This window comes from Edaphobacter sp., from assembly GCF_035763405.1.
Classification (GTDB): domain Bacteria; phylum Acidobacteriota; class Terriglobia; order Terriglobales; family Acidobacteriaceae; genus Edaphobacter.
This window is the reverse complement of record NZ_DASUBE010000129.1, coordinates 1-12,502: the sequence shown is the minus strand read 5'-3', so window position 1 is coordinate 12,502 and position 12,502 is coordinate 1. Positions and strand designations below refer to the sequence as shown.

Here is a 12,502-nt window from a genome sequence, read left to right as displayed (position 1 = left end):
CGACCGGGGCCACATCCTCATCGGCACGACCCGCGCAGTTCCGCACCAGGCCACGTCTGGAGGAAACGCCATGCAACTCATCCGCAAAAGTAAACATGAAGATGGTCAGGCATTAATCATCACCGTCCTGTGCATGACCTGCCTGCTGGGCTTCACCGCACTCGCCACCGACGTCGGCGTCTTGTTACATGAAAAAAGGCTCACTCAGACTGCGGCCGACGCAGCGGCCATGGCGGGCGAATCACAACTCTCCAACTCTGCAAACATCACGTCCGCAGGGAAGGCTGCGTCTGCGCTGAATGGCATGGCGGACGGTGTGAACGGGGCCTCAGTCACAATTAATTGGGGGCCCGCAACTGGCCCGCACGCGGGCAACAAAAGCTACGTTGAGGCCATCGTCACTCAATCCCAGCCAACGATCTTCATGAGGTTGTTCAATCTGAGTTCCATGACAGTGGGCTCCCGGGCAGTCGCCGCCTATGGCAAAACGCAATCCTGCATCTACACGCTCAACACAGGCGGGCCGGACTTGAGCATCGTCGGAAATGCCAATATCACCGTGCAGACCTGTGGGATTGTTGACTACGGTCAAAATACCAGCGGAAAGACCGCCGCTCTTTACCTTCAAGGCAGTGCAACGCTCAATGCTCAGTCAATCGGCATCGCAGGCGGCTATGCAACCACCGGGAACGTGAGCCTGACGCCTTCAACTCCGGTGACAGGCATCCCGAATACTGGCGATCCGCTCGCCAATACGCCGATGCCGCCTCTCCCTCCGACGGGTTGCACCGCCACTCCCAGCTTCGGCACCCAGGGTACTCTTGAACTTTCCTCAGGGTGCTACAACGGCATCTCCATCGGCAGTGGACAGACCGTGAACCTGGATCCAGGCATTTATTACATTAATGGTCCGTTGGCTCTCCAGGCCGGAGCGACGCTGAATGGAACCGGGGTCACGATTGTGCTGTTAGGCGCAACGAACATGACAGGTACCCCAAGTCTCGACCTCTCGGCGCCAACTTCCGGAGCTTATGACGGCCTTCTGTTCTATGAGCCGCCATCCAACACAGCCCCGATGAACCTGATCGGCACCCCCGGTTCAACCCTTGAAGGTACCGTCTATGCCCCGAACGCTGCTGTGAACCTACAGGGAAACGCCGGTGCAACCATCTCACTGAATTTCGTGGTCAATACGTTGTCGCTGATTGGCAATGCAACCCTTACAGACTATGACCAGGTTAATCCCTCCAACATTCTCTCGTCGGTAAGGCTGGTGGAGTAGCCATGAACAGAGCGGGCAAATCAAACGGATGTAGCACCGTGGCAGCCAATCCTGCCGTGCGCCGGCCGGTTATGCCTCGCGGAGAAAATGGGCAGGCATTCGTGGAACTTGCCCTTGTGCTGCCCATGTTAACGCTCATCGTTCTTGGCATTGTTGAGTTCGGTCGCCTCGCCTATGCTGCTATCGAGGTCTCCAATGCCGCCCGAGCTGGCGTGGCATACGCCGCTCAGAGCGTTGTCTTTGCCTCCAATGGCCCAGGCATTACGCAGGCTGCGAAAGCAGATGGGCAGGATGGTGTCGTCGTCAAAGTGCTCAACGTTCAGAGTCCGGCAACTCTCACGTGCTACTGCGAAGACTCCACGGGGAACATAACCCAGCTCTCCAGTTGCACTGTCACCAACACCAACCCAGCCGCCTGTTCTGTCCCCCCCAACCGCGTTCTCGTAGACGTGCAGGTGAACACCTCAGCAAATGTAGACACCTTGTTTCATTTTCCGGGAATACCGAACACGCTTACCTTCACCGGACAGGCAACCATGAGGGTGGGTCAATAATGCTTTCCGCCGCAACAATCCGCCAACGATCTCTACGGGAGCCTTTCGCCAGCCTGAGGCCTGCCGTAAAAGATGAGGCGGGTGCAACCCTGGTTGAAACTGCATTGTCCCTCGTCGTCCTGCTTACTCTTCTCTTCGGCATTATGGAGTTCGGACTCGCGCTCTATTCGTATCACTTCATCTCCGAAGCTGCGCGAGAAGGCACCCGCTATGCGATCGTGCGTGGTGCTTCGTTTACCACGGACTGCACTGCGCCTACCGCTGCAATCTGCACCGCGCAAGGGGGCAACAATACCGGTGACATTGCTACCTATGTCCAGAACCTCGGTTTCCCCGGGATTGACCCCAGCAAAATGACCGTCAACTCAACATGGTTCACCAACACAGGTGCCGCTTGTGGAACATCCGATTCCTGTAAGCAACCCGGGAATAGCGTACAGGTAACAGTGCAATATGCATTCCCCTTCGCTATTCCTTTCGTCCCTGCCAATACATTCAACATGTCCAGCAGCTCCGTGATGGTCATCTCGAACTGACAATTCTGCTTCCACCACCAAGTCCCCACCTCACCAAGAACGCACGCCATCTCGACCGAAGGCGGCGCTCATTGCTGCCGCAGTCGAGAGCCCCCCAGGCCAGCCGCCAAAGCCCTATAGCTTTCTTGTTGTCATTCCCGAAGGGAATCTGCGTGTAGTTTTTGCATTCGCTTTTCTTGTTGTCATTCCCGAAGGGAATCTGCGTTTCGCATCGGCCCACGCCGGACTACACCTCAGACGGAAATGCCCCAAACGTGCGCAATCACCCCTCCAATCCACAGCCCACTCTTGACGCACCCTGTAAAATAGAACATAGAAGCGGTGGAACTCTTCGACAGCCAGACAGCCAAAAATCAACACGGATAACCCGTGTGTTTGAAGGACTTTGAGCGCCTTCATGCCCGAGTTTCCTGAGGTTTTCAGCGTTTGGCCCGGAACGTGCGCCGAGGTCCGAACCTAAGTCCTTTGTTCGAAGGACTTTGCACAAAAATAGGGGGGAGGGGGTACCCTAGTCCGCCTCGTTCGGAATGATCAGCAGCACCTCAACCTCGGTCGCCTGACCGTTCTGAATCGCAGGCCTGAAGTGCCACTGCTGCAGAGCGTGCAAAAGAAAGTGAGCCTCTGCCAGCCCGTCCGGAAAGACCACCGCGAGATGTTCGAACTCGCCGGTCGTGTTCACGAACCCGTGAACCATAATCGCATCCGAGTTCAGATCCGGATCGATGCTCGGCCGAAGAATGTCGAAGGGCCACGGAGCGTCCAGCTTCGCCACGCTGCCTCCGGCCGCCGCGTCCTGCGAGCGCGGAATCGAGTACTGAAGGATCCAGTTTTTCGACGCCCCCACATGCAGATAGACCGTGTAAGCCAGCCGCCCACTCCAGATCCCCACCGTCTCCGGATAGTCCTCCGAGATAGACGCTCCCACCACCACTACCCCGAACTTTCCCTCGCGCGGCAGCGTGACGTGAGCGACCGTATAACCTCCATTCGCCGCCGTGCCCAGCGCGCCGCCTGCTCCAAGCCCCGCGCCTCCGCCCGCACCACCCGTCCCGTTGTTCACTCCGCCTTGCCCGCCCGGCCCGCCCGCAGTAGCGACACCATTGCCCGCACCCGCTCCCGGCCCGCTCCCCGGCCCAGTCCCGCTCTGAGGCTTGGTCCCCGAACCTCTCCCTACCTGAGCCACTCCGCCCTGCTGCCCCGGAGCGAGCGGCCCCTGAAACACCGTTGGAGAGACCTCATTCACCGGAGGCAGAGCAATCGTCCCCTGCTGCAACTGAACATCGGAGAGCGACACCGCACTCGTCGGAACCACCTGCATCGCCGCCCTGGAAGCAGTCATCGGAATGCGCGCCGCAGCAGGAGCAGCCGCCGCAACAGTGACAGGCGACGTGTTGCTCGGAGGCGGAAGCGGAGTCTTCGCCGGAGTCGGCGTCGGAGCGATGCGAACATCAGCCAGCCTCTGCGCCAGGTTCGGAGGAGCCAGTGAAGGAACGACGGCGATCGTCGCCACAGTCTGCTGCGGCAGCGTGACGATCTTCTTCACGGTGATGTTGTGAGCCTGCCAAACCATGACCTGAGGAACTGCAACCTGAGGAAGCGTGAGATTGTCCGGCGCGTCCGGCTGGATGATCGTCTGCATCGCCTTCTTCAGCTTCGAGAGATCAGCCGGAACATGCGGAGCCGCCGCCTGACCGGGACTTCCGCTCGATGCCATCGCACGCAGAGGTGCAGGCTCGCCGGCTTTTGGAACCTGCCGCTCGACATACTGCAACAGCGGTTTCGCCGGTTGCAGTTCCATGATGCGAACCTCGTACCGCCGCGGCGTAGCCTTGCGCTCCACAGGACGCGGAGGCCGTACCCACATGATTGCAATGAACAGGCAGCCATGCGCCAGAATGGACACGAGCGCAGGCGAAGGACCTCTCGCCGGCGGTGGCGAGGGTTCCGTGAACAGACCGATCATGCCGGAAGCATTCATGGCAGGAATCGAGCAGGGAAGAGAAGAGACACTGCTCCCCGACCCGGACTGTTCTTCAAGACAGCAATTTCCTCGCCAACCGAGCAGCCTGTAACTCGCTGCTAAATTGGTGTACCGCTTAGTTAACCGTGTCTTGCGAGCTACATTGAGTGCGCGGGTGGATACACGTGTTCACACCTGGCTCCCGCGACGCGGGCTAAACCCCTGATTCTCCGAGAAAACGACGGTCTTCTCTTTGGCACAGGAATTGCCATCTGTACCGAGTGAGCGGAGCTGGCCGAACCCGGCCCCGGGGGAACGCTGCATGAACCGACGAATCTTCATCATTCTGTTAAGCGCCTTCATTATCGCTGTCGCATGCAGTTACGCCGTTTACAAACTGGTTGGCCACCGCATCGCAGGCACACGCCAGGTGACGACGAGGGTGGTCGCCGCTGCCGCAGACATCAAGCTCGGCAGCATTCTGAAAGACTCTGACCTATCCACCATCGAGATCACCGGCACGCTGCCTAAAGGTGTCATCCTCAAAAAGCAGGACGCCATCGGCCGCGGCGTCCTCTCCAATCTCTACGCAGGCGAGCCCATCTTCGACAATCGTCTGGCAATGCCCGGTTCCGGCGGCGGTCTCGCAGCTACGATTCCACAGGGAATGCGCGCCGCAGCCGTAAAGGTGAATGATGTTGTCGGCGTCGCAGGCTTCGTCACTCCGGGAATGAGGGTCGATGTTCTGATCTCGGGCAACCCTCCGGGTGCCAGTAACAATTCGTCGCAGGGCGCGCTGTCGAAGACGATCCTCCAGAACATTCAGGTGCTTTCGGCCGGCACGGACATCCAGCGCGACTCGGAAGGGAAGCCGCAGCAGGTCCAGGTCGTCAACCTGCTCGTCAGCCCGGAGCAGGCTGAGCTGCTCACCCTTGCCAGCACCGAGGCGCGCATCCAGCTTGTGCTACGCAATCCTCTGGACACGCAGATTGCCACGCCTCCCGTCACGGCAACGGCCCAGCTCTATACCGGAGCGACCTCGATGCCTGCTGTCAAACCCGCAGTGGTCCATCGCGCCGCGCCCAAGGCTCCGGCTTCCCGTGTTTATGTGGTTGAAGTTCTGAACGGTTCGAAGCGGACGGAACAAAAATTTGCATCTGGCGAGGAAAAACAGTGAAAGCGCACAGCCGGAGTTCTCTCGTTTATTTAATCGCCTTCTCTTTGGCAATGTGCCTGACAGGATCACTTCAGGCCCAGGCGTCCGCCGCTGCTGCGGGCCGCGACTCCACCAACGAGTTGTCCGTCGATATGGGGAAGTCGGCGTTGGTGGACTTCGACCAGCCGGTGACGCGAGTGGCGATTGGCTCGGGAGACATAGCAGAGGCCACGGCCGTGAGCCCGACCGAGGTGATGGTCAACGGCAAGACCGCTGGTTCCACCACGCTGATTGTCTGGGAGCAGGGAGGCGGGCGTCAGTTCTTCAACGTCTCCGTCCACCCCAGCCGCTTCGTCTCTGAAGACCATGTTTCCGACCTGCGTCGCGAGATGCGAGCCGCGCTGCCCGGCCAGAATGTGAATGTCTCGATGGTCAATAATCTGGTCTTCCTGCGCGGAACGGTCAAAGACCTCACCAGCTCTGATCGCGCAGTTGAGATTGGCTCGACTGCGGGCAAGGTCGTCAATCTGCTGTACGTCGATGTTCCAACCGGTCCTCGGCAAATTTTGCTGAAGGTGCGCTTTGCCAGCGTGGACCGCAGCCTGGCCAATCAGCTTGGCCTGAACTTCTTCAGCACGGGGGCAACCAACACCATTGGCACGGTCTCGACTGGCCAGTTCTCGCCGCCTACCGTATCTGTGCCGAGTGGTTCTCAATCTGCTCTTGCAACGATCAGCGATGAACTGAACCTCTTCTTCTTCCGCCCTGACCTCAACCTGGGCGCGACCATCAAGGCGCTGGTGAACAGCGGTGTCGCGCAGGTACTTGCGGAGCCGAATGTTCTGGCTGAGAACGGAAAGCAGGCCAGCTTTCTGGCCGGGGGTGAATATCCCTACCCGATTGTGCAGGGAGTTACGGGCGGTGGCGCGGGTGCGGTCACGCTCCAGTTCAAGGAGTACGGTGTACGTTTGAACTTCATCCCGACGATCATGCCGGATGGGAACATCCGTTTGCAGGTTTCTCCAGAGGTGAGCGCGCTGGACTTTGCCCACGCCATCACGATCTCGGGCTTTACCGTGCCCGCCATTACGGTGCGGCGAGTCAACACCGAGGTTGAGTTGCGCCCCGGCCAGAGCTTTGCGATTGGCGGCCTGCTGGACAACGAGGAGACCCAGACCTTCGAGAAACTGCCTTTCGTCGGCGACATTCCTGTCATTGGCAAATTCTTCCAGTCGATCTCGAAGAACCGTACCAATACCGAGCTGCTGGTCTTCATCACTCCGGAAATTGTCGAGCCTATCAAGGCCGGCGAGCCGTTGCCTGCGCTGAGCTATCCGGAGAAGTTCCTTCCGCCGAACTCGAAGATACCCATGCATCAGCCTGACGGGACAGCTCAAAACGGCCCTGCGGCCAGTGTGGCCGCGACGCCTTCAGAGCAGCAAAAGCAGTCTGTCCCTGTCGAGGAGTTAATCAAGAGCATGGAGCCGGAGAAGCCCCTGACGGACACTGGCGGCTACGGCGGCAGCGTCGGCGGCGGCTCGACCGGAGGCATGTCCACTTCGGGTTCTCGATAGCAGGTAGCGAGGGTCCTGATCGGCGCGATCTGGTCAAGAAGGCCGAGCGTGCGAATCAACACGGCGGATGAAACCAATGAGTCTTATGAATTGGATCGCCAGCGTCTTTTCAGGCGACACGCAAACAAAGCCAATCGCCCGATTCAAGATTGCAAATCTTACCCGCGAGACGGTCCTTGCAGACACTGCTGAGGTCGCCGACCACGGCGCGGCGCGCAATAAGGGCCTGCTGGGGCGCGATGCTCTTCCGGTTGGCGGGGGCTTGTGGATCGTTCCCTGCGAAGCCGTCCACACCTTCGGCATGAGGTTCCCCATCGACCTTGTGTACATTGACCGCAATAAGATCGTGAAAAAGGTAAGGAGCGGTGTTCCCGCCTGGCGAGTCTCAGGATGTCTTTCGGCGCACTCCATCATTGAGCTGCCTTCGGGCGTCGTTCTTGCCTCTCGGACGCAGCCCGGAGACAACCTGGCGTTCACTCCTCAGGAGATACCGCCAATCCGGGAATAGAGCCGCAAGTGTGCGAAATGAGGGGTGGATGTAGCACCTTTCTGCGCATGTAAACGTTGTGCTACCTCTGGGGCAGGCGTGTATACGCCAGTTAACAGAGCAGTGGGAACGAAACGAGCAAGCCATTCATTCCTAAGGGCATAGCGATTGCGTGAGAGTGGCTATTCACTTGCCATAGATAAGGACAAACCAGCCCGAGGCTGGATCTATGTCACACCTTATGGGAGATGGACTCACATGAAAGACACACTGCTGAAGCTTTCCGTAAAACTTCAGATCCTGCTCGATGAAAAAGGCCAGGATTTGATCGAGTACGCGCTGGTGGTCGCTTTGATCGCCTTCGCCGCCACGGCTGGTATGGGTACGCTTGCCACCGACATCAATACTGCATTTTCGAAGATCGGCACGGCGCTGACCACGGCCACGAGCGCGACCTAGTCTGCTGTGTTGTTGAGAAGACCGGAGCCACATCCGGCCTCTATTGAAGTGCAACTTATGGGGAGACACGCCTGTTGGCTTCCGCTCACGGTGCGCTCCCCTCATTTCTTCCTCACAGCAAGGCGAGGGTAGTCCGATGATCGATGGAAAGCGCGTGGCAGTGGTCATGCCCGCCTATAACGCTGAACGTACACTGGAGCAGACGGTCAGGGAGCTCCCTGACTCGGTAGACATTAAGATCCTCGTGGACGACTCCAGCAAAGACAATACGGCGGAGCTTTCGGAAAAGCTTGGTGTACAGACGTTCATTCACGATTCGAATTATGGTTACGGGCGCAATCAGCAGACTTGCTACCGCGAGGCTCTTGCCGCCGGCGCGGACATCGTTGTGATGGTGCATCCCGACTACCAGTACACGCCCCTGCTTGTTTCTGCGATGGCAGGCATGGTAGCGAGCGGCGTGTATGACGTGGTGCTGGCGTCGCGCATCCTGGGAGGTGGCGCGCTGAAAGGCGGGATGCCGCTGTACAAATACATTGCCAACCGCGCGCTGACGGCGTTCCAGAATCTGTTTCTGGGGGTTAAGCTTTCCGAGTATCACACCGGTTTCCGCGCCTTTTCGCGCGATGTGCTCCAGACGCTGCCGCTGTTGGAAAACTCGGACGACTTCGTCTTCGACAACCAGATGGTCGCGCAGTCGGTGATGTTTGGCTTTTGCATCGGAGAGATCTCGTGCCCGACGAAGTACTTTAAGGAAGCCTCGTCGATCAACTTCAGCCGCAGCGTAAAGTATGGGCTGGGCGTGCTGAAGACAACTGCAGGATTCGTGATGCACAAGGCTGGGATGGTAAGGTCGCCGCTCTACGATACGACTGGAAGGAAAGTGTCGCTTAAGTATTACTCGCAGCTTACCCACAGGCCGTAGGCCTCCAGTCCGGCGTAGCGTGTAATTCAGGAAAGGCAACTGTCAGGACATGGTGCAGCCCCCGGCCACGCATAGCGGCATTTCAATCATGTACATTGAGGGCGGCCTTACCGTGATTGCGGTGGCCGTCGCATTTTGTCTGCCACGGATTGGCTCAGCGTGGTTCTCGCGCGTGGAGAACGCATTTTCTCGTCTGGCGCGCCGCAAGGGCCTCTCGGTTCTTGTTGTAGGCCTGACGGGTCTCCTGCTGCGGCTCGCTATTCTTCCTCTGTGTCCTGTGCCGCATCCATTCTCGCCTGATGGGCACAGCTTCATGCTTGCGGCCGATACGTTTGCGTCGGGCAGGCTGACCAACCCGACGCCGGCACTATGGACGCATTTTGAAGCCATCCACGTGACAATGACGCCGACGTATCAGTCGATGTACTTTCCTGCGCAAGGGCTGGTGATGGCCGCCGGAAAGGTGCTGACGGGAGAGCCGTGGTTTGGCCTGCTTGCGGTGACGGCGTTGATGAGCGCCGCCATCTGCTGGATGCTTCAGGCGTGGCTTCCTCCATCGTGGGCGCTCCTGGGCGGGCTGCTGGCAGTACTGCGTATCGGGATGTTCAGCTATTGGATCGATTCGTACTCTGGCGCTGGTTCGATTGCTGCCCTTGGCGGTGCGCTGGTGCTTGGCGCGCTGCCGCGATTCATGAAGACCGTGCGGCTGCGTTACGCGCTGCTGATGGCGGTTGGCTTCGTGATACTGGGTATCTGCCGTCCTTTGGATGGAGTGCTTCTGGGCATTCCGGTATTCATTGCTCTTGCACGGTGGGCGCTGATCGGAAAAGGTCGCCCAACTGCCACACTCCTCTTTCGCAGGACCGCGCTTCCGTTGGCGCTGGTCGTCTGCGGAGCAGCATGGATGGGGTACTACAACTACCGCGCCTTTGGCAGTCCAACCACGCTGCCTTACACAATTGATCGCGCGCAGTATGCCATTGCTCCGTATTTCATCTGGCAGCATCGGCGCCCAGACCCTGTCTATCGGCACGCTCTTATGCGCGAGTTCTACTACAAGGCGGAACTGCCCAACTATACGGACATCCACAGCGTAAAGGGCTTCGTTCCGCAAACGGTGCTGAAGATCGGCAGAGGGGTGCTGTTCTTCACGGGCATCGCATTACTCCTTCCGCTGATCATGCTTCGCCGGCTATTTTTCGATCGCCGGATCCGTTTTCTGATCTGGTGTCTTGTTGTTCTGGCGGCAGGGCAAGCGATTCAGATATTTTTGATACCGCATTACCTGGCTGCATTCACCGCGGCTTTTTACGCCATAGGATTGCAGGCCATGCGTCACTTGCGGGTATGGCGTCCTGAAGGGCAGCCAGTTGGCAGAACAATGGTCCGGCTGACAGTTGCCCTCTGCGTCGTTCTGGGCGGGATACGTGTGTTCGCCGAACCGCTCCATCTTCACCTTGCCGTCTGGCCAGCCGCTGGAATCTCGGGATGGGTGGGACCAAGCGGTTTGTCTGGTGCGGAGCGGGTGAAGGTTGCAGAACAACTTGAAAAACTTCCGGGAAAGCAACTGGCGATTGTGAGGTACTCTCCCACACACGACCCGCGCGTTACATGGGTCTACAACTGCGGCGATCTCAACCGCTGCAAGGTGATCTGGGCATGGGACATGGGCGATGCCGAAAACCAGGAGCTGATCCATCACTACAACGACCGCACCGTGTGGCTGGTCGAGCCGGACACAATACCAGCGACCGTCATCCCATATAAGCCGATAGAGCAACCGGCTGGAACGGTGCGATAAAGAGGTGGTGGAGGCGGCGGGAGTCGGGTTTACTCCCGGCGGTGATTCTAAATAAGTTACTGAGTTTTCAATACGCAAGAAACGCTAAGGACACTGGAAACGCGGTTTCGGAGTGCGTGTGAAGTACACGGGATTTATGCAGGTCTTTATTTCCAGATGTCGCGCCCGAAGATTGAAAACAGCAGGCACATTGTGCCAATTAGAACATTCATCACAATCCCAAACCAAACAACAATTGGCCCGCGAGAGCGCCTGCTTATAGTGGCCAACCCGAGTTCGACCTCACCCTTTTTCACACCCCTCACCGCCATCCAAAAACAGAATGCGGACACCAACAAACAGAGGAATCGGTCAGTCCCGGAGATTTGATCGGTTGTAATCACAAAGATTTCCCTTGGGGAAAAGTGTACCTTGCAATTCCCGGCAACCGTCCTGCCCGATCTTTTGTACCAGCGCGATTGTTAGTGTAGCGCAGCTATCTCTGAGTTCAGATAGCCTCCCCACACCCCAAGCTCGTTGCCATCCATGCCTCTGGCGCCGGCGGCCGGTAGCCTAGCGATGAGTGTGGCCGGATGGTGTTGTAATGAACTCGCCAGCGTTCTGCCAGCACCCTGATTTCCTTCATCGAGTAGAAGATCTCTCCGTTCAGGAACTCATCGCGCAGCTTCGAGTTGAAGCTCTCGCAGTAGCCGTTCTCCCATGGTGATCCGGGTTCGATGTATAGCGTCTTCGTTCCTGCATCGGCTAGCCACTTGCGCAGCCCCCTGGCGACGAACTCCGGCCCGTTGTCGGAACGGAGGTGCTCCGGCACGCCCGCCGTTCACTCAGTCCATGCTCCTGCGCATGGTCCGCCGCACAGCGCCGTCGCTCAGGGTTTAGAAGTTTCCCGACGCGATGTCTTTCAACACCAGGTTATCCAGGCTCAGGTTCGCCACCAGCCGCTTCAGCTTCGTGTTCTCCTGCTCCAGTTCCTTCAGACGACGAGCCTGGTCCACCTGCAGCCCCCCATATTCCTTGCGCCACCGGTAGTACGTCTCCTCGGTGATCTCCACCTCTTTACAGGCCAGCACCGTCGACTTCCCATTGGCCACAGCCACCTCAATCTGCCGCAGCAGGTTCACCACCCGCTCAGGTGTGTGCTTCTTCCCTCGTGCCATCTCAGGCTCCTTTAAGACCAGTTTCTATCAAACCAACTGGTCCGGGCACTCCAACTACCGGGATATCTGTATGGTCCCGGTTCACGCCGCTTCACGCGAGCACCAAGCGGCTGTCGAGATCGCCGGTGCTCCAGGATGGCATCAGCCGGAAACGCTTCAAATCAACCTTCGTGAATATTTATCGCAACCTGAGGCAACTGAACTACAAAGAGGTCGTCACCACCAAACTGTTCTCCGCAAAGCACGATTCGATAACGTTCTTGCAAGCGCGACTGAAGGAGCGTTCAAATTCCACGCGTAGCCTATGGGAAGCGATACACAACCGCCCGCTCGATGCTGGTGTGCCCGGCTGCGAAACGCCAGGCCTGGCCTTGGTCATCTTCGTCTCCACTGAGTCGACGGCCGGGAATCCAGTCACCGTTTGAATAACTGCCTTGCTCTACATAGCCGATCCCGACATTCGGCAGCCCGGACGAGTCTGGCGAAAACTTCACGCGGAAGCCGTTGCCAGCGCCCAGAAATTCGTCGGCGCCCGTTGCGATCACCAGGCCGTAACCTTGACTGACTTGTCCGCCAAAAGAGCGGTCCAGGCTGATATCCAGCTTATAGCC

The 12,502-nt window shown here is 58.3% G+C and carries 11 protein-coding genes and 1 pseudogene; 9 read left to right on the top strand and 3 right to left on the bottom strand.

The features are described 5' to 3' along the window. The 3 genes from VFU66_RS12790 to VFU66_RS12780 form a co-directional block, all read left to right on the top strand. A partial coding sequence (locus VFU66_RS12790; RefSeq protein ID WP_326446650.1) for a pilus assembly protein TadG-related protein occupies positions 1-1,282 on the top strand: 1,282 nt, incomplete at its 5' end. Positions 1,283-1,383: 101 nt separating this feature from the next. Beyond that, on the top strand, positions 1,384-1,836 hold the full coding sequence (locus VFU66_RS12785) for a TadE family protein (RefSeq protein ID WP_326446649.1): 453 nt from the start codon (positions 1,384-1,386) through the stop codon (positions 1,834-1,836). Next, a complete protein-coding gene (locus tag VFU66_RS12780) occupies positions 1,836-2,372 on the top strand; it encodes a TadE/TadG family type IV pilus assembly protein (protein WP_326446648.1) in 537 nt (178 codons plus the stop codon). The genes VFU66_RS12785 and VFU66_RS12780 overlap by 1 nt, the downstream gene beginning before the upstream one ends. A gap of 508 nt (positions 2,373-2,880) precedes the next feature. Here the strand turns inward: VFU66_RS12780 and VFU66_RS12775 are convergent. Next, entirely contained in the window at positions 2,881-4,335 is a 1,455-nt protein-coding gene (locus VFU66_RS12775; protein ID WP_326446647.1) for a hypothetical protein, read from the bottom strand. A 319-nt stretch (positions 4,336-4,654) separates the two neighbouring features. Between VFU66_RS12775 and cpaB the strand changes: the two genes are divergently transcribed. From cpaB to VFU66_RS12745, 6 genes are all read left to right on the top strand, one after another. Beyond that, complete coding sequence (gene cpaB / locus VFU66_RS12770) at positions 4,655-5,509, top strand: Flp pilus assembly protein CpaB (RefSeq protein WP_326446646.1); 855 nt, start codon at positions 4,655-4,657, stop codon at positions 5,507-5,509. Continuing rightward, on the top strand, positions 5,506-7,062 hold the full coding sequence (locus tag VFU66_RS12765) for a type II and III secretion system protein family protein (protein ID WP_326446645.1): 1,557 nt from the start codon (positions 5,506-5,508) through the stop codon (positions 7,060-7,062). The genes cpaB and VFU66_RS12765 overlap by 4 nt, the downstream gene beginning before the upstream one ends. Before the next feature lie 76 nt (positions 7,063-7,138). Beyond that, on the top strand, positions 7,139-7,570 hold the full coding sequence (locus VFU66_RS12760; RefSeq protein WP_326446644.1) for a DUF192 domain-containing protein: 432 nt from the start codon (positions 7,139-7,141) through the stop codon (positions 7,568-7,570). Between the two features lie 237 nt (positions 7,571-7,807). Beyond that, positions 7,808-8,008, top strand: coding sequence for a Flp family type IVb pilin (locus tag VFU66_RS12755; protein ID WP_326446643.1), 201 nt, complete (start codon positions 7,808-7,810; stop codon positions 8,006-8,008). Between the two features lie 136 nt (positions 8,009-8,144). Beyond that, positions 8,145-8,933: a glycosyltransferase family 2 protein gene (locus tag VFU66_RS12750; protein WP_326446642.1), complete on the top strand. Its 789-nt coding sequence runs from the start codon at positions 8,145-8,147 to the stop codon at positions 8,931-8,933. 49 nt (positions 8,934-8,982) lie between these two features. Beyond that, on the top strand, positions 8,983-10,734 hold the full coding sequence (locus tag VFU66_RS12745; RefSeq protein ID WP_326446641.1) for a hypothetical protein: 1,752 nt from the start codon (positions 8,983-8,985) through the stop codon (positions 10,732-10,734). 487 nt (positions 10,735-11,221) lie between these two features. On the opposite strand, the pseudogene VFU66_RS12740 reads toward VFU66_RS12745, so the two are convergent. Then, a pseudogene (locus VFU66_RS12740) lies at positions 11,222-11,891 on the bottom strand (integrase core domain-containing protein). Positions 11,892-12,193: 302 nt separating this feature from the next. Continuing rightward, positions 12,194-12,502, bottom strand: a 309-nt coding sequence (locus VFU66_RS12735; RefSeq protein WP_326446640.1) for a DUF5597 domain-containing protein, incomplete at its 5' end; no start/stop codon positions are given.